Origin of the sequence: Amycolatopsis sp. NPDC048633, assembly GCF_040650695.1 — a bacterium.
Classification (GTDB): domain Bacteria; phylum Actinomycetota; class Actinomycetes; order Mycobacteriales; family Pseudonocardiaceae; genus Amycolatopsis.
Genome location: NZ_JBEZHS010000001.1, coordinates 1,216,843 through 1,237,434, shown reverse-complemented (window position 1 = coordinate 1,237,434; position 20,592 = coordinate 1,216,843). Strand labels below are relative to the sequence as shown.

The 20,592-nt window shown below is 72.2% G+C and carries 18 protein-coding genes; 6 read left to right on the top strand and 12 right to left on the bottom strand.

Annotated features, from left to right (window positions below; translation table 11 throughout):
- Positions 1–36: 36 nt before the first annotated feature.
- Complete coding sequence (locus tag AB0C38_RS06230; protein ID WP_360667211.1) at positions 37–1,353, top strand: DUF2079 domain-containing protein; 1,317 nt, start codon at positions 37–39, stop codon at positions 1,351–1,353.
- A 234-nt stretch (positions 1,354–1,587) separates the two neighbouring features.
- Here AB0C38_RS06230 and AB0C38_RS06225 read toward each other — a convergent pair whose 3' ends face one another.
- The 6 genes from AB0C38_RS06225 to AB0C38_RS06200 form a co-directional block, all read right to left on the bottom strand.
- Positions 1,588–2,163 (bottom strand): DUF4232 domain-containing protein, encoded by a 576-nt coding sequence (locus tag AB0C38_RS06225; RefSeq protein WP_360667208.1) that lies wholly within the window; start codon positions 2,161–2,163, stop codon positions 1,588–1,590.
- 35 nt (positions 2,164–2,198) lie between these two features.
- Positions 2,199–2,687 carry a DUF4232 domain-containing protein gene (locus tag AB0C38_RS06220; protein ID WP_360667206.1) on the bottom strand — a complete coding sequence of 163 codons (489 nt, stop codon included), beginning with the start codon at positions 2,685–2,687 and terminating at the stop codon, positions 2,199–2,201.
- A 131-nt stretch (positions 2,688–2,818) separates the two neighbouring features.
- Positions 2,819–5,335, bottom strand: a complete 2,517-nt coding sequence (locus AB0C38_RS06215; RefSeq protein ID WP_360667203.1) for a CHAT domain-containing tetratricopeptide repeat protein — start codon at positions 5,333–5,335, stop codon at positions 2,819–2,821.
- Positions 5,336–5,508: 173 nt separating this feature from the next.
- Positions 5,509–5,994, bottom strand: a complete 486-nt coding sequence (locus AB0C38_RS06210; protein ID WP_360667201.1) for a hypothetical protein — start codon at positions 5,992–5,994, stop codon at positions 5,509–5,511.
- Positions 5,991–6,566 carry a sigma-70 family RNA polymerase sigma factor gene (locus AB0C38_RS06205; RefSeq protein WP_360667199.1) on the bottom strand — a complete coding sequence of 192 codons (576 nt, stop codon included), beginning with the start codon at positions 6,564–6,566 and terminating at the stop codon, positions 5,991–5,993. The genes AB0C38_RS06210 and AB0C38_RS06205 overlap by 4 nt, the downstream gene beginning before the upstream one ends.
- Complete coding sequence (locus AB0C38_RS06200) at positions 6,563–8,188, bottom strand: S8 family serine peptidase (RefSeq protein ID WP_360667196.1); 1,626 nt, start codon at positions 8,186–8,188, stop codon at positions 6,563–6,565. The genes AB0C38_RS06205 and AB0C38_RS06200 overlap by 4 nt, the downstream gene beginning before the upstream one ends.
- Positions 8,189–8,371: 183 nt before the next feature.
- Here AB0C38_RS06200 and AB0C38_RS06195 point away from each other — a divergent pair, with 183 nt between their 5' ends.
- Complete coding sequence (locus AB0C38_RS06195; RefSeq protein ID WP_360667193.1) at positions 8,372–11,512, top strand: SpvB/TcaC N-terminal domain-containing protein; 3,141 nt, start codon at positions 8,372–8,374, stop codon at positions 11,510–11,512.
- Between the two features lie 202 nt (positions 11,513–11,714).
- Here the strand turns inward: AB0C38_RS06195 and AB0C38_RS06190 are convergent, their stop codons facing one another.
- From AB0C38_RS06190 to AB0C38_RS06180, 3 genes are all read right to left on the bottom strand, one after another.
- Positions 11,715–12,596, bottom strand: a complete 882-nt coding sequence (locus AB0C38_RS06190; protein ID WP_360667190.1) for a sigma-70 family RNA polymerase sigma factor — start codon at positions 12,594–12,596, stop codon at positions 11,715–11,717.
- Between the two features lie 66 nt (positions 12,597–12,662).
- Complete coding sequence (locus AB0C38_RS06185) at positions 12,663–13,283, bottom strand: hypothetical protein (RefSeq protein ID WP_360667187.1); 621 nt, start codon at positions 13,281–13,283, stop codon at positions 12,663–12,665.
- 51 nt (positions 13,284–13,334) lie between these two features.
- On the bottom strand, positions 13,335–13,523 hold the full coding sequence (locus AB0C38_RS06180; protein WP_360667184.1) for a hypothetical protein: 189 nt from the start codon (positions 13,521–13,523) through the stop codon (positions 13,335–13,337).
- A 154-nt stretch (positions 13,524–13,677) separates the two neighbouring features.
- On the opposite strand from AB0C38_RS06180, the gene AB0C38_RS06175 reads away from it, so the two are divergent.
- Complete coding sequence (locus tag AB0C38_RS06175) at positions 13,678–13,860, top strand: DUF2716 domain-containing protein (protein WP_360667543.1); 183 nt, start codon at positions 13,678–13,680, stop codon at positions 13,858–13,860.
- 157 nt (positions 13,861–14,017) lie between these two features.
- Positions 14,018–16,342, top strand: coding sequence for a chitobiase/beta-hexosaminidase C-terminal domain-containing protein (locus AB0C38_RS06170; protein WP_360667181.1), 2,325 nt, complete (start codon positions 14,018–14,020; stop codon positions 16,340–16,342).
- Positions 16,343–16,401: 59 nt separating this feature from the next.
- Here AB0C38_RS06170 and AB0C38_RS06165 read toward each other — a convergent pair whose 3' ends face one another.
- Positions 16,402–17,403: an erythromycin esterase family protein gene (locus tag AB0C38_RS06165; protein ID WP_360667178.1), complete on the bottom strand. Its 1,002-nt coding sequence runs from the start codon at positions 17,401–17,403 to the stop codon at positions 16,402–16,404.
- 17 nt (positions 17,404–17,420) lie between these two features.
- Here AB0C38_RS06165 and AB0C38_RS06160 point away from each other — a divergent pair, with 17 nt between their 5' ends.
- Positions 17,421–18,137 (top strand): TioE family transcriptional regulator, encoded by a 717-nt coding sequence (locus AB0C38_RS06160; protein WP_360667176.1) that lies wholly within the window; start codon positions 17,421–17,423, stop codon positions 18,135–18,137.
- Here AB0C38_RS06160 and AB0C38_RS06155 read toward each other — a convergent pair.
- Positions 18,094–18,642 carry a TetR/AcrR family transcriptional regulator gene (locus AB0C38_RS06155; RefSeq protein ID WP_360667173.1) on the bottom strand — a complete coding sequence of 183 codons (549 nt, stop codon included), beginning with the start codon at positions 18,640–18,642 and terminating at the stop codon, positions 18,094–18,096. The two genes, AB0C38_RS06160 and AB0C38_RS06155, sit on opposite strands and share 44 nt — an antisense overlap.
- A gap of 83 nt (positions 18,643–18,725) precedes the next feature.
- On the opposite strand from AB0C38_RS06155, the gene AB0C38_RS06150 reads away from it, so the two are divergent.
- Positions 18,726–19,733: an LLM class flavin-dependent oxidoreductase gene (locus AB0C38_RS06150; protein ID WP_360667170.1), complete on the top strand. Its 1,008-nt coding sequence runs from the start codon at positions 18,726–18,728 to the stop codon at positions 19,731–19,733.
- On the opposite strand, the gene AB0C38_RS06145 is transcribed toward AB0C38_RS06150, so the two are convergent.
- Positions 19,734–20,582 carry an ion transporter gene (locus tag AB0C38_RS06145; RefSeq protein ID WP_360667167.1) on the bottom strand — a complete coding sequence of 283 codons (849 nt, stop codon included), beginning with the start codon at positions 20,580–20,582 and terminating at the stop codon, positions 19,734–19,736.
- Positions 20,583–20,592 lie beyond the last annotated feature (10 nt).

Sequence of the window (20,592 nt, the reverse complement as noted above, 5' to 3'; positions counted from 1 at the left end):
AGCTCCGGTTCAGCGTGGCCCCAAGAGCATCCCGCCATGCTGATCGACCTCGCGCCGGCTCCGGTTCGCGCGCGCCTCACATTTCCTTACGTCGTCGCCGCGGTCGCCTTCGCCGGGTACGCCACCTGGTCGTTGCAGCGGCTCCGGACGTTCGACGCGAGCGGGTTCGACCTGGGGATCTTCGAACAGGCGGTGCGGTCCTACGCGCACGGGCACTGGCCGGTGTCGGACCTGCTGGGGCCCGGCGCGCCGACGCTCGGCGACCACTTCCACCCGATCCTGGCGCTGCTCGCGCCGTTCTACCTGCTCTGGCCGTCGCCGGCGTGCCTGCTGGTCGCGCAGGCGTTCCTGTTCGCGCTCTCCGCGGTGCCCGTGACGCGCTGCGCTTCTCGCGTGCTGGGTGCTCGCCGGGGCGCGGTCGTGGCCGCCGGGTACGTGCTGTCGTGGGGGCTGCTGTCGGCGGTGAACTTCGACTTCCACGAGGTCTGCTTCGCCGTGCCGATGGTCGCGTTCGCCGCGGAGCACCTGCTGCGCGAACGGTGGCGGGCGGCGGTCTGGTGCGCGCTGCCGCTGGTGCTGGTCAAGGAGGACCTGCCGATGACGCTCGCCGCGGTGGGCGTGGTCCTGGTGCTCAACCGGCAGCGGCGGCTCGGCTGGGCGGTGGTCGTCTTCGGCGTGGCCACGTCGCTGCTGCTGGTGACGGTCGTGCTGCCGGCGCTGAACCCGGCCGGCGCGTACGCGCACGGCGGCGGCTTCAACCCCTTCGGCGGGTCGATCGTCAAGGTGTCGATGCTGCTGGCCCTGGTCGCGCCGACGGCGTTCACCGCGTTGCGCTCGCCGCTGCTGCTGCTCGCGGTGCCGACACTGCTGTGGCGGCTGGTCTCGGCGAACGACCGCTACTGGGGCATGGGCTACCACTACAGCGCGGTCCTGATGCCGATCGTGTTCCTCGCGGCGGCGGACGGCGTCCGGCGGTTCGACCGGCAGTGGCTCCTCCCGGCGTGCGCGCTGGTCGCCGGGCTGGCTTCGCTGGGCCTCCAGGCAGCGCACCTGACGAGCGGCGTCTGGACGCCGTCGCAGCGGACCGGCATCGACGCGGTGCTGGCCCGGATCCCGGACGGCGCGGACGTCATGGCGTCGAACCGGCTGGCCCCGCGGCTGACGTCCCGCTGCACGGTCCTGTTCTTCGACGGCGTGTCGACGGCGCGGCCGGAGTGGGTGGTGGTGGCGAAACCGGAACAGTCCTGGCCGACCACGCTGGCCACGAAGGCTCTCGCGTTGGAAGAGCTGAAGAGCACGGGATACCTGCGCGTCGAGGAAACGGACTCCGTCGTGCTGCTCCACCGTGCGTAGAGACACCGCAGCGGTAACCGGCCAGTCGGGGGGCGTGCCGGCCGGTTACCGCCGCATGGAGGAAGAGGGACGCCCACGCCAGGAATGACGCGCGGCCCCCGACGTCACCCGATCGAGTGACGCCGGGCCTCAAGCGCCCCAATGTGGCCTTCGGTGCGTTAGACGCACCGAAGGGCCCCTTGGGTGCGTTGAGCGCAACCAAGGCCACATTGGGGCGCTTGGGTCAGGTCAAGGTCAGGCCGGGTCGGCGAGGATGCCGTTCACGTACGAGCCGGGGTGGGTCGCCGCGTCCTGGCGGAGGACCGGGAGGTCCGCCGGCCACTCCGCGGTCAGCGCCGACGTCTGGCCCGGCGGGATCGTGTTCAGCTTCGCCGGCGTCCAAGCCGGCTCACCGGCGGCCGGCTTCACGACCGTGATGGTCGCCGACGCCGTCGTCCCCGCGGTCACCTCGTTGTACTTCACGCCGTTGTCGACGCGCGGCAGGTGGTACACCGGGCCGAACGTCGCGTCGTCCGGGCCGACCAGGTCGACGCCCGGCACGCCGTACAGGCCGCACGTGTGGTCCGAGGTGTTCCGGTACGTCAGCGGCACGTCGAACTGCCCCGGCGCGTCGGACTTCTCGGCCGGCTGGCCCAGCGAGACCGCCAGGTCCGCCGTCGTGCAGCGCGGCGTCGCGGTCGAAGCCGCGGCCACGCCGCCCCCCGCTCCACCGGCGGGCCCCGACGCCGAGGTAGCCGCCGTCGAAGTCCCGCACGCCGCCAGCGCGAAGGCCCCCGCCACCGTGCCGATCCCCATCAAGATGCGCTTCATGACATTCCTCCCTGTGTCGGAAAAGTCGGAAAAGCTCAGCTGCTGACCGGCGTGACCTGCACGGTGTCGCCCTTCAGCGGCGCCCCCGCGGGCCACTCGACGCTCACCGGCTGGCCGTACGGGCCGGTCGGCAGGTCGAACGACACGAAGGCCGGCGCGACGGACGCCGCGGCCGAGCGCTGCACGATCCGCGACACGGCCGGGTGGCCGTCGCGCAGGTTCACCGGCACGGACGCACTCCCGTCCGCGGTCGCGGTGACCGGCAGCCGCTGCCCGGCGGCGATGAAGGTCAACGCCGTCGGCGCGCCCTCGAGCTTGCAGTTCGTCGTCGGCGAGGCCGCGGTGTAGGTGAGCACGTAGGCCTCGTGCCCGGCGGCGTTCGACGGGTCCGCGGCGATGCTCACGTGCACGTCCGAGGCGCCGCACGGCGTGTCGCTCGGCATGGCGTTCGCGGCCCCGGCCGTCAGGAACAGCCCACCGGCGGCCAGACCCCCGACGATCAACGCGGTACCAGTTCGCTTCATGGTCATCCTCCCTCGTTCCGTGATCAACCGGACTCACAGGGAGAGATGCCCAGGGGCCACCGGGGGATGCGCCGCGATGGGGTCGCTCACCCGAAAGCAACCCCGAAGATCGTCAGACGTCGAAAGGAACGTCAGCTACGGCCGAAGCAGACGAACGGCATCAGCGGTTCCGCCTGCGCCGCGTCGGCCAGGGCCCGTGCTGGGGGCGTGCCCGCCGCCAGCGCCCGGTGGTAGGCCAGCATCACGCCGCCGGCCGTCCGGTCGTCGACGCGCGCCACGCTCGAGACCACCGTCCGGCTCCCGCCGTAGAGCAGCGCCGCCGTGAAGCCGAGGACCTCGTCGCCCTCGCGGACCACCGCCTGGCCGATGTCGCACGACGACAGCACCACCTGCTCCGGCGCCGTCGAAAGCTGCTGGACGTCGTAGGCCATCAGCGGGCCGTCGGCCAGGTTCAGCCGGGAGAACAGCACGTTCTCCTGTTCGTGGTGGCCGTGCGCGGCGAAGTGCGCCAAGCGGCAGCCGTCGAACGCCTTGAGCGTCGCCGCCACCGTCGCGTCCGGCCCGGTCAGCACCTCGGCCTCCGGGTAGAGCGGCGCCAGCAGGGAGACCTCGGTTTCCGCGTGGGTCAGGTCCGAGCCCGCCACCAGCAGCGGCGCCCCCGCGGCCCGGCGTGGCCGGCGGCCCGCGTCGAGCCAGGCCGACGACGACGGCGTGACCGTCACCGGGCGCCCGCGCACCGTCGGCAGCAAGCCCCACGGGATCGCCGAAAGCGCGCCGGTCGGCACGACGACGACGTCGAGGTCGCCGAGCCGGGAAGCCAGCGGCGCCAGCAGGATCTCGTCCAGGGCGGTGACCTGCGTCCGCACCGAACGACGGATGACCCGGTCGAGCTGGGCGGGGAGCTGGCGCCCGCACAACGCGTCGAGGTCACTGTGCAGCCGCGCGACCGGTTCGGCCACGGCCGACGCCGGGCCGAGCTCGATCAGCGCGACCCGGTGGTTCGCGATCACCTGCGCGCACAACGCACCGTGGTCGGCGAGGAAGCAGACCATCGCGCTGCCGGTCTCGGCGAGCTCGTCGCCGACCTCGCGCAGCTTCGCCTCCGGGTGGTCGACGTCGGTGCCCTCGGCCTGCCAGCCCTTGGCGCGGATCTCGCGTTCCAGCGCGGCGCACCGCTTCACGGCCTGGGCGTCCGGCTTCCCGGACAGCTCGCCCGCGCGGATCTGCATCGAGAGGTACCGCAGCTCGGCGACGGCGTCGACGGTCTCCGGGTGCGCGGGCGGGCGGACCGGCCGGAACCGGAAGGCCTGCGCGCGCGAGCGGTCGAGCCACCGGAACACGACCCCGGGCGAACGCTGGGCCAGCGCGGCGGCGAGGCCGGCGTCGGCGAGCTCCTTGCCGAGCGACGTCGTCGCGGTCTGCAGGTCGATGCTGCCGAACCGGCCGCGGTGCCGCTCCAACTGCGTCAAGCCGGCGCGCGCGTTCGCGAAGGTGATGCGCCGGTCGCCGCTCGCGGCCCCGAGCTCGGCCAGCGCGAGCCGGCGGACCAGGCGGTTCTCCAGCGGCGCGGCTCGGCGGTCGCGCGGGGCGATGCCGGCGCGGGCGCCGTCGAGATCGCCCAGTGCGATGCGCGCGCGGGCGGCGAGCAGCGCGGCGATCTCCGCGTCGTTGCGCAGGCCCAGCCCGGTGAGCCGGCCGGCCAGCGCGGTCGCTTCGGTGGCGACGCGGGCGATCCGCCGTCCGGCGGCGAAGTCCGCGCGCAGCACGGTCAGCTGCGCGACCGCCGCCCAGGTTTCGTTGCCGCGACGCCGAAAGCGGCGTTCGGCGCGACCGGCCCAGCTCCGCGCGGCAGACGGCGCACCGCTCGCCAGCGCGGCGAGGGCCCGGGTCAGCTCGGCTTCGGCGTGTTCCTGGTTCATCCGCAGCCGCGGGAACTGTTCCAGGGCCGCGTCGAGCTCGGCCGCGGCCTCCTGCGGCAGCCCGGCCGCGAGCAGCGCGCGGGCCTTGTCGACGGCCAGCACCGGCAGCATCCCGACGCTCTGTTCGGCGTAGAACCCGCTCGCCGCGTCGAAGTCCCTCAGTGCGCCCGGGATGTCGCCGGTGAGGATGCGCGCCTGGCCGCGGCCGTGCGCCGCCTTGGCGAAAATCCGCTCCAGGCCTTCTTCCGACGCTTGTCCGGCGCTGATCTGCTCGCACTGGTCGAGGTCGGCGAGCGCGAGCCGGACGCGCCCGGCGTACTGGTGCAGCATCGCGCGGTTGAGCAGGGTCCGGGCGAGCACGACGAACTCGCCGGCCTGCCGCAGCAAGGGGACCGCCTCGTCGAAGCACGTCAAGGCTTCGTCCATCCGGCCGATCAGGATGAAGACGAGACCCCGTTGCTGACGCAGGATCCCGCGCCCGGCGTCGGACACGAGGACGTCGGCTTCGTCGAGCAGCGCGAGCCCGCGGGTGCTGTTGCCCAGCGCGGTTTCGACGGCGGCGTACGTGCCGAGGACGCGCGTCGCGAGGTCAGGCCAGGCAGGCCAGTCCGGTGGCGGTTTCGTGGCCGGCAGGCCGAGAAGCCGCGCGGCGGACCGGATCAGGCGGCCGCCGACCACGGGCTGGCCGTTGTTGGTCGCCGCGACCGCACGCCGATGCAGGTCGCGCACCCGGTCTTCCGCCCTCGGCGACGCGACCACAGGCTGCCCTTCCGGCCGGGGCCGTCCCCCTCGGCCGAGAAGGACGTCCCGGATCGTACCTCCGGGCTGTGGCCGTCCGGGAGTTCTTACCGGGTGGGCAGATTTTCACGGCCACACGCGATATCCGGTGTGCCGGGCGCGCGTCAGAGTTCGATGGCCGGGGTGCTCACCGTCCTCGAAAGACCCAAGGTCCGCACCAGCACCTGCACCATCCCGTGCGGTACCCCGCTCACCGCGAAGCGGCCCTCGGCGTCCGATGTGGTCGTCAGGGTGCCGGTCGCGGTGCGGACCTCGATCGGGTGCTCGGCCGGTGGCGTGAGCCAGCCGTCCAGGCGGATCGTCCCGCCCGGCTCGTGGCTCACGTTCACCATGATCGTCAAGCTCTCGCTGTCGAACGTGATGAGCCGGCCCTGCTCCGCCGCACTGCGCGCGCCGGCGAGCCCCTCCTGTTCCCGGATCCGCATCACCTCGAGGTCGACGTCCTCCAGCTGGATCGCGAACCGGATCTGGTCCACCAGTGTGGGAGGCATCGGGTCGGCGTCTTCCCACAGCTCGCGCAGTCCGGTCAGCAACCGGAAGTCGAGCTCGTCCAAGGGCTCGTTCGCGCCGGGTGGTTCGACGGTGGTCACAGCCAATCTCCTTCGCCGTTGGCGAGTAGCTGCTCGCGCAGGCGCGCGAGACAGCGTCCCCTGGTCGGGCCGATACTCCCCCTCGGCATTCCCAGCCGGGCGCCCACTTCGGCGTAGTCCGGCCGGTGCACGAACGCCACGATCCGCAGCAAGCTGCGGCAGCGTTCGGGCAAGGTGTCGACCGCGCGCCACAACCTCGCGCGCTGGTCGTCGCGCAGCACCCCCTCCTCGGGTGCCGGTGACGCTTCGGTCAGCCGCTCCGGAAGCTCCGGGAGCGGCCGCTCGACCTGGCGTTTTTCCCCAGTCCGCCAGGCCTCCCGTTTCGTCACGGTGATCAGCCAGCCGGTCAGCGCGACCGGCGAGCGGATCTCCGCGAAGGAGCCGAGCAGGCGCAACCACGTCGTCTGCACGACGTCGGCGGCCTGATCGGCGTCCAGACCCTGATCACGCGCGACCTGCCAGAGCAGCGGCGTGAGCAGGGAAACCAGTTCGTCCAGCGCCGCGCGGTCGCCCTCCCGCGCGGCGTCGAACAGTGCCGCTACCCGGCTGTGGTCGGTCTTGGCCACGGTCACAGCGAGCCCAGCGCGCTCCAAGCGCGCTTGACGACGGTGTCGCGGTCGACCGTGGCCAGGTCGCCGGACTGGAACAGGGCCTTGGCGATCTCGGCGGCGGCCAGCGGCGCGGCGAACGACGTGCCGTCCCAGACCGCGAAGCCCGCGCTGTAGTCGTCGGGGTCGAAGGAGTTCCGGCCGGGCAGCTCGTGGTCGGCGGCCGCGCTGCCGCGGACGTCGGTCGGGTAGGTGCTGACGACGCCGGCGCCGGTCGCCCAGCACTTCACCCACGGGCCTTCGTTGGAGAACAGCGCCTTGCTGGTGCCGACGTCGGGGTTGAGCGCGCCGACGCTGATCACCTGCGGGCCGCAACCGCCGCCGAGCGGCTGGTCGGCGAACGCCGCCGGGTAGAAGCGGCGGGTGGTGGCGTCGTTCCCCGCGGCCGCGACGACGAGCACGCCCAGGCCGAGCAGGTCCGCGATGGCCGCGCCGAACTGGCCGGTGAAGGCGACGTCCGCCGGGTCTTCGACGTAGTAGCCCATCGAGATCGAGACGACGTCGACCATGTCCTGGGGCCGGTTGTTCGCCTGCGCGTTCCGGACACGGTCGGCCAGCAGGTGCAGCGCGAGCAGCACGTCGCCCTCGTACGCGACGCCGTCGCTGTGCACGACGCGGATCGCGAGGGTGTCGGCTTCGGGGCAGGCCTGCCGGATGATGCCGGCGATGAACAGGCCGTGGCCGGTGTCGGTGTCGACGTCGCCGATCAGCGGCTGGCCGGTCGTCGGCGCGTCCCAGTAGTCGGTGAGCAGCTGGGTCGGCAACGTCGTGCCCGCGTCCTGCTCGGCCTGCAGGATCGCGGCCTGGATGTCCGGGGCGACGGTGAGGCCGGCGCCGGCGGGCGGCGGGCCGCTGCGGTCGGCCAGCCCGAACCAGCGGTGCGGGCCGATGCCGGTGTCGAGCACGGCGACGACCGGCCGCCGGTGCGCGGGCTTCTTGCTGCGGTAGGGCGGGTCAGCGGCGAGCGTCACCGGGATCCGGTTGGCCCCGTGGGTGCGCCCGTACGAGCTGCCGGCGCCGAACCCGCTGGTCTCCCACGGCGTGCCGCCGAGGCCACTGGTCTCCCACGGCACCCCGCCGAACACCGGTGAGGTGAAGAGCAGGTGCTCGGCGGAGATCTCCTTGACGATCTCCGGGTCGATCTCGGGCTTCTCGCCCGAAGCGGCCGACCGCAGCAGCTGCAGCGCCTTCCAGCAGTCGACGACGACGGGGTCGGAGTCCTCGCGGACGTGCAGCAGCGCGCGGGCGGGCAGGTCCTCGAGCTGCCGCGCGCGGGCGAGCGCCTTGCTGTCGCCGCCGCGGTCGGCCGGTTCGGCGTGGATGCCGATGCGGCCGAGCACGCGGTTGACCGCGGCCATGGTCTCCTGGTCGCGCAGGTACCGGTTGGGGAGCAGGAAGGTGCCCGGCCGGTAGACGGTCGTGCGCGGGACCGGCTGCCCGGCGGCGACGACCGCCGTCGCCGGGTCGAGCACCCGTGCGCCGTGCCGGTCGAGCAACTGTCTGGGCGGGGTCGGGAGCTCGTTGAGCGTGCTCGCGTCCTCTGCCGCTACTTCCACGGTCTCGTCCCGCACGAACTTGACGACCATCGGGTCCACCCTCCGCCATTGATCACTGATGGCACCCGGGAAAGACCGGTGAGCCGCCACCGGGATACGACACTGACGTCACGAATGGGTAACGGGCACGGCAAACGGGTGACGACGTATCTGGCGGGCCCGCCTCACCCACTTGGCCGTCCGGGAGTCACGAATCGAGCCGGGGAGATCAGCATGGTTCCGCTGCGGGTGAGCGCGCAGGAGGCAAGCCGGCCCGCGCCGGTGCGAGGTCTGGGCGGCGCGTTCACCCCGGAACCCGCCACCGGCGGGGGCAGCTTCGCGGTGCCGCTCGACCTGCCGCCGGGGCCCGGCGGCCTCGCGCCCGCACTGGCGTTGCGCTACACGACCGGCGCGCCGAACGGCGCCTTCGGCGGCGGGTTCGCGCTGCCGCTGCCCCACGTCCGGCTGGCCGGCGGCCGCGCGCGCTCCGGCGCCGAAGGCCGGCTCACCCGCCGGGGCGACGGCTTCGCGCTCACCACCCGATCCGGGATCCGGCACGTCCTCGGCACGACCGACGGCGGCCGGTCCGCCGGCTCGGCCTGGTACCTCGAACGGACCGAGGACGCGTTCGGCAACACCTTGGCGTTCGGCTGGGCGCACCACAGCGGGCAGGCTTACCTCGCCCGCGTGTCCTACGGACCGTACGAAGTGGAGTTCACGTACGAGCCGCGGCCGGACGTCCTGCGCTGGGGCCGCAGCGGCACCCTCGTGACCACGGCGTTGCGGTGCGCCCGGGTCGACCTGCGGGTGCCCACTGACGCGCGGCCGCTCGTCCGGCGGTGGCGCTTCGGCTACGACGAAGACGACGTCACCGGCGACTCCCTGCTGACCTCGGTCGCCCTCACCGGGTTCGACGCGCACGGCGCCGAGGCGGCCGCGCCGGCTTTGCGGCTGGCCTACGCCCGCACGGAACCGCCGGCCCCGCAGCGGGGCCGGCTCGCCGCGAAGGCCCGGACCGGCGGTGGCGACGGCGGAGTGCTGCTGCTCGACGACGTCGTGTCCTACTTCTCCCTGGACCCCGCCGACTTCCCGCGCACGGGGTGGCTGAGCGAGATCGACAACGGGATCGGGCTGCGCACGTCGGTCGAGTACACGACCGTCGAGGCGGTCCCGGTCGTCCGGCGCGTCACGCGGCGCGAAACGGGCACCGGGCAGACGGGCGTCACCGAATTCGAGTACCACGACGGCCGCACCACCGGCTTCGGCCGCGTCGTCCAGGACGAACTCGGCGACGAGTACGCGCCCACGCTGCGGACCGTGCGCTGGTTCGGCGACGGCGGCCTGCTCGACAAGGAAGAGACCTACGGCCTCGACGGTTCCGCCGAGGAGGACCGCCCCTACCGCCGGGTGGAGCACGCCCGCCGTCCTAAGTGGACGCGTTCGGTCGTGACCGCGTTCGAGCGCCGGGAGCGGCCGGCCTCGGTCACCACGACGGAGACGGCCTTCGACACCGCCGGCAACCCGGTCCGGGAGGTCGAGACCACCAAGCGGCCCGGCCGCGAACCGGTGGTCCGCGAGACGCGCACGACGTACGCGACCGCCCCCGAGCGCCGGTTCGTCGCCCTGCCCGCCCGCGTGCGCGAGCTGGACGGCGGCGGGAAAGTGCTGTCCGACAAGGTGTTCCGGTACGACGAGCGTCCCGACGGCAGCGCCGGGACCCACGGCCTGCTCACCGCGCGGGAGGAGCTGGTGCTCACCGACGCGCTCGTCGCCGACGTCTACGGCTCGATCCTGCCGGACTTCCGGCACCACGGCTACCACCGCCGCACCGGCGAGGACGGCTGGTGGGCCACGACGTTCCACGGGCGGCTCGACACCGTCGCCGGGCTGCGCACCACGACGACCGGGCCGCACGGCCACACCCACGAGGTGCGCCACTCCGCCGACCGGTGCTTCCCCGAAGTCGTCTCGGACCCGCTCGGGAACGTGACCTCGGCGCGGTACGACCTCCGCACGGCGCGCGTGTGCGAGGTGACCGATCCGGCGGGCGCGGTGACCACGGTGACCCTCGATCCGCTGGGGCGTCCCGAAACCGTCGTGCGGCCGGGCGACTCGGCGGACCTGCCGACCGTCCGGTACCGCTACGCCGGGGCGCGGGTCACCACCGAGCAGCGGGCGGTGTCCGGCGAGGCGGAGGTGATCGTGACGTCGGAGCTGCGGGACGGCGCCGGCCGGCTGCTGCAGCGCCGGCACGCCGAGCTGCTCGGCGACGTCGTCGACGAACACCACGAGTACTGCGCGCGCGGCCTGGTGTGCCGGACGAGCCGGGGGTTCCGGGACGGCGACCCGCCGGTCGCGCCGGAGGAGTTCCGCTACGACGCGCTCGGCCGTCCACTCGGGACGTCCACATCGGACAGCGTGGTGGCCGGGACGGTCCGGGACCTGCGCGGCCGGGAGATCCGCGGCGCGGACGGCGTCGTGCACGCGCGGGACGCCGCCGGCAACCCGGTCGAGACGCGGACCACCGGCGGCCACACGGTTTACCGCGTGCACGACGCGGCCGACCGGGTGGTCGCGGTGCTGGTCGACGACCCGGGCGGCACCCCGGTCGCGACGTTCACCCACCACGACGGCGGGCTCCCGGTGCCGCTCGAAGCGGGGCCGCACAGCTGCGGGCGGCTGGTGCGCGTCGCCGACGAATCCGGCGTGACGCTGTTCGGCTACGACGCGCTCGGCCACCCGGCCGAGCGGCGCTGGCGGCCGGCGCACGTGGCCGTCGAGTACCGGCTCGACGTCGTGCGCCGCGCGGACGGGCGACTGTCCGAAGTGGTCTACCCCGACGCGGGCGACGGGCGGCTGACCGTCCGCCACCAGTACGACGAGGTCGGACGGCTGGTGAGCGTGCCCGGTTTCGTGGACACCGTCCAGTACGACCTGCACGGCCGCCGCACGGCGGTGCACTACGCGAACGGCGTCAGCGAGCACTTCGCGCCGAAGCACGTCATCACGGGCCCGGGCGGCCTGCTGCACGAGGTCGCGCCCCGCGCCGCCGAGGAACCGCCGACGGGCAGCGAGATCCACGACGCGTTCGGCCGCCTGCGCGGAGTGCACGGCGACGACGGCGTCAACGCGCTGTACGGCTACGACCACACCGGCCGCCAGGTCCGCACGCTGGTCACCAACGGCACCCGCATCCACGAGGTCCTGACCCCGGACGACCTGTACGCGGTCGAGGACGGCGAGCTGGTGGTCGTGGTGGCGGGCACAGTCCGCGGCTACGCGGACGGCCGCCGCCACTACCTGCACTTCGACGCCGCGGACGGGGTCGCTTTGATCACCGACGAACTGGGCGCGGTGGTGACGGAAACGCCATGAAAGGGTCTTTCATCGCGTCCGGCGCGGTGAAAGACCCTTTCATGCCATCGGCGGCAAGGGTCCCGACAACGCCGGAGTGGCGCGGCCGGCTCGCCGTGGCGGCACCACGAACGTCATGAACGACCCTTTCATCGCGTCTGGCGCGGTGAAAGACCCTTTCATGGCGTCGGCGGCAGCGGCAGCGGCACCGGCACCGGCAGCCTCAGTCGAGCACCGCCAGGTCCAACCGGCTCAAGCGCTCGGGGTCGGCGAGGATGTCGATCTCCACGATCCGCCCGCCGGCCACCGTGAAGCCCAGCACCGAGAACGGGCGGCCGTCGCGGGTGCCGACCACGCCTGCCGCGCCGTTGACCAGGGCTCGGTGGACCACGCCGCCGCCCGCGCCGAGGCGCGAGAACGTCAGTGCCTGGTTGGCCACCGCCGACGGGCCGCGGACCTCGATCGACCCGCCCAGCGTCGCGCCGCGGTCGGCGCGCAGCACGACCTCCGGGTCGAGGACCGAAACCAGCGCGTCGAAGTCGCCGCCGCGGGCCGCCGCCAGGAAGGCGTCGACGACTTCGCGCTGGCGGGACAGGTCCGGGTCCGGCGCGACCGGGGCGCCCTGGACCCGCCGCCGGGCGCGGCTCGCGAGCTGCCGGGTCGCCGCTTCGGACCGGCCGACGATCGGTGCGATCTCCTCGAACGGCATCGCGAACATGTCCCGCAACACGAACGCCAGCCGCTCGCCCGGGGTGAGCGTGTCGAGCACGACCAGCAGCGCGAGGCCGACCGAGTCCGCCATCAGGGCCTCGTGCTCGGGGCCGGCGTCGTCCCGGCTGACGATCGGGTCGGGCACCAGGACGTCCCACGGCTCCTCGCGCCGGGCCTTGCGCGAGCGCAGCATGTCGAGGCAGACGCGCCCGACGACCGTCGTCAGCCAGCCGCCCAGGTTCTCGACGGCCGCCGAATCGCTCCGGCTCAACCGAAGCCACGACTCCTGGACGGCGTCCTCGGCCTCGCTCAGCGACCCGAGCATCCGGTAGGCGACGGACCGCAGGTGGTCACGGTGGGTCTCGAAGCTGCGGGCCAGGAGATCGTCGTTCACGGGATCCGTCCTTTCGCGTACGTCACCACCCTGACGTATCCCGCGGCGAAGATGTGACAGATCGGCTCACCCGGTCAGCTCACGCAGCACCCGAGCCGGGTCGATGGCGACGGCGCGGCCCGGGTCCCCGCCCGCTTCGCTCCAGGCGACGGAGGCCCACAGCTCGGCGTAGTCCCCGCGCTCGACGCCGGGCAGCTGCCAGGTGAGCCGCGCACCTTCGAGTTCGACGGCACCGGCCAGCTTTTCCGACCAGTACGGCGGCACGTGCTGCCCGTCGCGGGAACAGCGGCACAGCGCTTCGACGTCGGGACCGCCGACGCTCACCACGGTCTCGGCCGTCTCGACGGTGAAGGCGCCGTCGCCACCGCGAGTGTCCGACGGCGGATCGGCGAGTTCAGCCTGGACGACGAACTCGCTGAGCGCTTCCCGGGCCAGCACCCGGAAGATGAGGGTCTCCCGGGTGACCCCGGGCTGCTCGGGCGCGGTGGTCCCGGACAGGACGTCGAGCCGCACGGACCGGTGCCGCCACCGGCACAGCCGCGCCCCGGAGCCGAGTCCCCAGGTGTGTTCGGGTTTCGCGGGCACGTCCCAGCCACCGATGCGGACGGCGAACCGCACGTCACCGAGCGGCGTGCCGACGTCGAGTGCTCGCGGAGGTGTCCGAGACAGGACTTCGGTGTCCAGCATGCAGACATCCTTACCCCGCCGCGCGACCCGCGAAAATGCCGCGCGCGAACGTCACCCGTCCGTGGAAGATCGTTCCCGCCGGCCGACGGGGTGGTCGAGCGGGACGGGCCGGTCGTCCGGACGCACCACGGCACGCACGACGAGGTGAACCACGGGCCGCTGCCCGAGGGTGACCTCGACGGCGATCGCGCCGCCTGGCTCGAAGCCCTCGGTGACCTCATGGTCATCGGCGGGCGTCACCGACCCCGGCCTGGCAGCGGCCCTCGTCCGCCACTGGCGGGCGGTCCCCCGTGTCGGCCGGCCCCACCCGGACGTCCGGTTCCTGCTCGGCCCGACATGAGGGCCTTTCCCGGCATCGCCGAACCGGCGGGCTCGGCGACCTGGCGTATCGGCGATACCGCACTCGACGAGCTGCCGCAGATCATCCACAAAGGACCTGACGTCCGACCTCCGCCTGGGCACCTTCGGTCACCCGTGGGAGGAGACGCTGTGCGTCTTCGGCGAGCTCCTCACCCGGGTCGAGCCGGCGCTCACCGCTCTGCTCGGGCCGCCGACCCGACGCGGTTTCGACAGGTGAGACGAGGCCACGAAGTGTCACGAGGCTCCTGACCCAGCGCAGTCATTGGTCCAGACAACTGTTACCGAAAAGTGACCGAAGCCCCGCTGAGCGGGAGCTACTTTGTTGTGACTCGCAACAAATGCTCGTGGATCCCCAACGGCGGAGGTGTCACGGCGTGAACCGGACCTTGGACAAGCTTCGACGACGCGGCCCGAAGCTCGCGCTCGTCGCGTCGGCGCTGCTGGTGGCGGCCGGGCTGAGCGCCCCCGCCGCCCTCGCGGCCGACGACTACACCCAGAGCGTCACCCAGCTCAGCTCGACGCAGCTGCAGCTCAACTTCACCCCGGCGACCCCCGCGGTGTACGTGGACGTCCACTACACCGGCGTGCCGGGCGCCGGCCAGCAGAACGTGCGGATGACCAACAGCTCCGGCACCTGGCGGACCACCGTCAACGGCCTGAGCACCGGGAACACGCTCGACTACTGGTTCACCTACGAGAAGAGCGGCCCGCAGTACGACACCCCGCACTTCAGCTTCACCGTGGGCGGCGGCTCGACAGCGGTCTCGGCGCCGACGTTCAGCCCGCCCGGCGGCACCTACTCCGCCGGCCAGACGGTGACCATCAGCAGCGCCACGTCGGGCGCGACCATCCGGTACACGGTCGACGGCTCGACGCCGACCGCGTCCTCGACGCTCTACAGTGGACCGATCAGCGTCCCGAACTCCCGCACGGTCAACGCGATCGCGCTCAAGTCCGGTTCGACGACGTCGGCGGTGTCGAGCGCGACCTACACGATCGGCACCCAGGCGGGCTGCCCGACGCAGTCGGACACACCGAACTTCGGCTCGAACGTGCGGATCTTCGACCCGGGCATGTCCGCGGCGACGATCCAGGCGCAGCTCGACACCGACTTCAACAACCAGAAGGACACGCTCACCGCGCAGTTCGCGGACCGGCGCGTCGCGCACCTGTTCAAGCCGGGCACCTACAACAACGTGCACGACAACGTCGGCTTCTACACCTCGGTCGCCGGCCTGGGGCAGAACCCGGGCGACGTGGTGATCAACGGCGACGTCACGGTGGACGCCTTCAACGCCTCCGACAACGGCGTCGCGCTGCAGAATTTCTGGCGCTCGGCGGAGAACATGGCGGTCAACCCCTCCGGTGGCCAGGAGCGCTGGGCGGTTGCGCAGGCCGCGCCGTTCCGCCGGATGGACGTCCGCGGCGGGCTGCAGCTGTACCCGGCGAGCTACGGCTTCGCCAGCGGTGGCTACATTGCCGACACGAAGGTGGCCGGCCAGGCCGCGTCGATCTCGCAGCAGCAGTGGTACACCCGCGACTCGCAGCTCGGCAGCTGGAACGGCGGCGTCTGGAACATGGTCTTCTCCGGCACGAGCGGCGCGCCGGCGAACACGTTCCCGAACCCGCCGGAGACCACCCTCGCCACGACCCCGGTCTCCCGCGACGTGCCTTACCTCTACGTCGACGGCACCGGCAAGTACCGCGTGTTCCTGCCTTCCCTGCGCACCAACGCTTCCGGTCCGAGCTGGGCGAACGGCAGCACCCCGGGCACGTCGGCGCCGATGAGCCAGTTCTACGTCGTCAAGTCCGGCGACACGGCCTCGTCGATCAACAACGCGCTTGCGGCGGGCTGCAACCTGTTCTTCACGCCGGGCATCTACCACCTCAACCAGACGCTCAACGTGACCCGGGCCAACACGACGATCCTCGGCATCGGCTACCCGACGCTGGTGCCGGACAACGGCGTCAACGCGATGCAGGTGTCCGATGTGGACGGCGTGCGGCTCAAGGGCCTGCTCTTCGACGCGGGCACGACGAACTCGCAGGCGCTGCTCACCGTCGGCCAGTCCGGCTCGTCGGCGAACCACGCCGCGAACCCGACGACGGTCCAGGACGTGTTCTTCCGGATCGGCGGCGCGCTCGCCGGCAAGGCGACGAACAGCCTGATCGTCAACAGCGCCAACACGGTCATCGACCACATCTGGGCGTGGCGGGCCGACCACGGCAACGGCGGCACCGTCGGCTGGAACACGAACACGGCCGATACCGGGCTCGTGGTCAACGGCGCGAACGTGCTGGCGACCGGCCTGTTCGTCGAGCACTACCAGAAGTACCAGGTGATCTGGAACGGCCAGGGCGGTAAGACGATCTTCTTCCAGAACGAGATGCCCTACGACGTGCCGAACCAGGCATCGTGGAACGCGCCATCGGGTGTCGCCGGATACGCCGCCTACAAGGTCGCGGCGAACGTGACGTCCCATGAGGCGTGGGGTCTCGGAAGCTACTGCTTCTTCGACACGAACCCGGCGGTGTCCAGCTACCACGCGTTCGAAGTGCCGAACAACAGCGGCGTCCGGTTCCACAGCCTGCTGTCGGTGTCCCTCAACTACCGCGGCACGATCACGCACGTCATCAACGACACCGGTGGCGTCACGCCTTCGGGCACGGTGCCGGTGAACGTGGTGAGCTACCCGTAACCGGGTGAAGCAGCGGCCCCCGCACCGGACCCGACCCCGGTGCGGGGGCTGCTGTGTCTTCAGGCGATGTGCGCCACGGCGTCGGCGCCGTCGAGCAGGTCCCGGTCCAGCGGGAAGTAGCCCTGCTTGACGTCGGTGCGCGTGCGGCCGGGCGGGACGTCGGCGGTCAGCTTCCAGGTGTCGGTCTCGCGCTGCAGCAAGCCTTCGTAGGTGTCCGCGGCCGGCTCCCCGAGGCCGAAGGCTTCGCTGTGGCCGAGGCTGCCGGCAATGAAGGCGTACCGGTCGCCGAGCAGCGACGCGACGATCGCGCCGGCGCCGGTCCCCAAGCCGCGCCGGAGATGGCTGTTGTGCGCGAACACCAGTGTCCGGCCCGGCGCCGACCGGTGGATGTCCAGGAGGTTCCGGGCCATGATGACCGCGCGGGCGCCCGCGAGCCGCGCGATCCTCGTGTCCCGGTCCCCGGGCCGAGCCGACGCCGCGTGGTAGCGCAGCAGGTCGAGCCCGGCGGTGGCGTGGATCCGGGCGCGGTCCCACGCGGCGCGCGAGGTCTCGGCGATGAGGTGGGACGTGCGGGCGTCGAGGGCCATGAGCAGGTCGTCGGCGAGGATCCGCAGCTCGCGGGCCTCGGCCGTCGCACCGGGTGAAGCCGCCGGGTCGAGGATCGCCTCGGCTCGGCTCCACCGCTCGTCGTCCCCGGTCAGGGCCGCGATGTCGGCGTCGAGCCCCAGGTAGTCGCGGACGTGTTCGAGGTAGCCGCGCGGGCTGGGCGCGCTGTACATCTCGGTCGGGGCGTCGAAGCCGTGGAAGACCAGCGGTTCGGCGGCGGTCTCGTTGTACTCACGGATCCAGGCGACCAGCTCCCGGTTGGCGTCCACCTCGCCGAAGCCGTGCGAAAACTCACCGTCGAGCGCGGCGACGCGGTCGGTCTCCAGCGCGATCGACCGGAAGCCGTGCCCGGCGAGCTGGGCGAAGAAGTCGTTCCGGAGCCGCGCGAAGGCCGGTTCGAAGTGCGTGGGCTCGCCGAACGCGAGCAGTTCGGCCGTGAAGTCCGTGATGTCCATGTGGTTGAATCGTATCCTTGAACACTCCATTGAGACCTGCGGACCTCGCCCGTGAGCACGGCATCTCCACGCAGGCGGTCCGCAACTACGAGCAGGACAGCTTCCTGCCGCCGGCCGCGCGCACACCGAGCGGCTACCGGGTTTACACGGAGGTTCACGCGGCCGCGCTGCGCGCCTTCCTCGCCCTGGTGGCGGCGTACGGGCACGCGACGGCCGGCGGGATCATGAACGCCGTCCACGACGACGACGTCGGCCGCGCCCTGACGCTCGTCGACCGCGGGCACCTGCGGCTGCTCCGCGACCGGGAAACCCTCGACGCGGTGCGCCAGTCGATCGGCCACCTGACGACCGGGCCGGCCCCGGAACCGGCCGTGACCGACTGGTCCATCGGGGAGCTCGCGCATCGCCTCGGCGTCACCGCGGCGACGGTGCGTGCGTGGGAACGCGCGGGAATCCTGATCCCGCACCGCAATCCGGCGACCGGCTACCGGGTCTTCGGCGCCGCCGACATCCGGGACGCGGAGCTGACCCACCTGCTCAGGCGCGGCGGCTACCCGCTGGAGCACATCGCGACAGTGGTCGGCCAGGTCCGCACCGCGGGCGGCACCGAATCGCTGGCCGCCGCACTGGAGACCTGGCAGGAGCGGCTCACCGCGCGCGGCCTGGCCATGCTCGGCGCGGCTGGCCTGCTCAGCGAGTACTTGCGAGAGCGGCATCCACGACCCGCTCGATGAACGCCTCGTCCAGGGGTTCCCGCGACAGCAACCGGCGGTAGAACAACGGCCCCAGGAAGAGGTCCGCGACGAACTCCGGGCGCTCGATCTCCCCGCGTCCGACGGCCCGCGCCACGGCTTCGTGCACCGGTTTCCGGCGCTGGGCGGTGAAGTCCGCCAGCACCGCCGCCAGCCCGGCGTCGCGCTCGGCGGCGTCGATCAAGCCGGGGATGAGCGCCGACGTCGGGGGCGTGCGCAGGATGCCGTCGAGGTCGTGCGCGAACGCCACCAGGTCGCCGCGCAGGCTGCCCGTGTCCGACGGCGCCGCGGGCGGCACGATCGACTCGACCGCCGCCCGGAGCACCGCCTGCTTGTCGGGCCACTGCCGGTAGATCGTCGTCTTCGCCGCGCCTGACCGGGCCGCGATCGCCTCGACCGTCGCCCCCGCGAAACCGTGTTCGACCAGCAGCTCGACCGCCGCGTCGAGGATCGCGCGCCGCGACCGGGCCACCCGTGGATCCGCCACCCGAACCTCCTCGCTTGCCCGCAGCTTAGCACTTTCGCTACGCTACGGTAGCGTAGCGAAACTCCACTGGAGAGGATCCCGCGATGAAGTTCGGCATCGAGCTCCCCACCGCCACGTCCGGCATGATGCACCCGGTCCCGTTCGCCGCCCCGCACGAGCTGGTCGACCTCGCGGTCGAGGCCGAGCAGCTCGGCTACCACGACGCCGGCGGCAACGACCACCTGTCCACGATGGACTTCATCCGGCGCGCCTGGCCGGACCCGCCCGACTTCTACGAGCCGCTGATCGTGCTGGCGCAGGTCGCGGCGCGGACGTCGGTGCTGCGGCTCACCACCGGCATCATGGTGCTGACACTGCGAGACCCGGTTCTCCTGGCGAAGCAGGTCGCCACGCTCGACCAGCTCAGCGGCGGCCGCGTCACGCTGGGCGTCGCGGTCGGCGGCTACCGCGACGAGTTCGAAGCCGTCGTGCCCGACCTCCGGCACGCCGGCCGGGCCCGGCTGGTGCGGGAGCGCATCGAGGCCCTGCGTCTCTTGTGGACCGAGCGCACTGCTTCCTACCAAGGCGAATACGTCCGGTTCGAGAACGTCGAGTCGTTCCCCAAGCCGCTCCAGTCGCCGCTGCCGCTCTACTCGGGCGGCAACGTGGACGGTTCGCTGCGGCGCGCGGCCGAGCTGTGCGACGGCTGGCTGCCGGCCAAGATGAGTCCACAAGGGATCGTCGCCGGGCGGGCGAAGCTGGCGGGGTACGCGTGCGCGGCGGGCCGCGACCCGGGGGCGATCACCACGGCCCTGCAGTCGGTCGTCTGCCTCGGCCCCACGCGCGAGGCGGCGCGGGAGACCTTCCGGAACTCGTCGTTCGACCTGTTCCGGAAGTCGCTGGCCAAGACCATGACCAAGGGCGTCGACCAGGACGCGTACTTCGACCTGAACCTCATCGGCGCGCCGGACGAGGTCCGCGAGAAGGTCGCAGCCTACGCGGCGGCGGGCGTCGACCACCTGACGGCGCTGCTGTTCGTCGGCAACACCGTCGAGGAGATGCGCGCGCAGATCCGGCTGTTCGCCGACGAAGTCCTGCCCGCGTTCCCCTGATCAGCGCCGTGGGTGCAGCCGGTCGTACTCGAGCGCGGCCGAGTGCTGGGTGCGCACGGGCAAGGACTTCTCCTTGTCTTCGTCCTCGATGTCGTTGAGCCCCAGCTGCACGGCCTGGCGGATCTGCTCGCGGTTGTCGCGCACGACGGCGGAGAAGAAGTCGTCGATCCGCGGGTCGACGAGCACGTCGAGCAGCACGCGGAACGACGTGTCGACGACGGTCCGCACGATCTCGTCGTGGAACGGGAGCCGCTTGAGCTTCCCGAGCTGCGGGTCCGCGGCGATCTTCTCGGCGATGATCGTGCGCAGCTCGTCCTTGTTGCTGTCGAGGGACTTGGCGAGGTTCTCCGGGTAGTTGCCGGTTTCCAGCACCTTGACGACCTCGTCGAGCACCGCGATGGTGATCGGCTTCTTGATCGCCTTGACGATCGGCTCGGACAGCTTGTCGACGAGCCGGTAGGTGAACTGCTCGCCGACGGCCCGGTCCGCCGCCCGCCCGATGCGGATCAGCAGCAGCACGACCCCGATGAACTTGTGGCCCGTGATCACCGGGTGCGCGACCGGGATCATGGCGAACAGCTCGTACCAGTTGCGCACGAGGAACTTCTTGCTCCACCCGCGTTTGCGCCACCGCCACAGGAACTCGATGAGGAACACGCCGCAGATCCCGCAGTCGACGGAGAACATCACGAGCGCCGCGTCCCGCGCCGGCGGGCTGACCAGCATGAACCCGAGCAACCCGACCGACCCGGCGGCGAGGACGAGCATGATCCAGTCGTCGGCCCGCACGTTCCCGGGCAGGACCCCGCTGTTGAGCTCCGGCTCGCGAGCGTCGCGATGGGTGGTCATGCCCGATGAT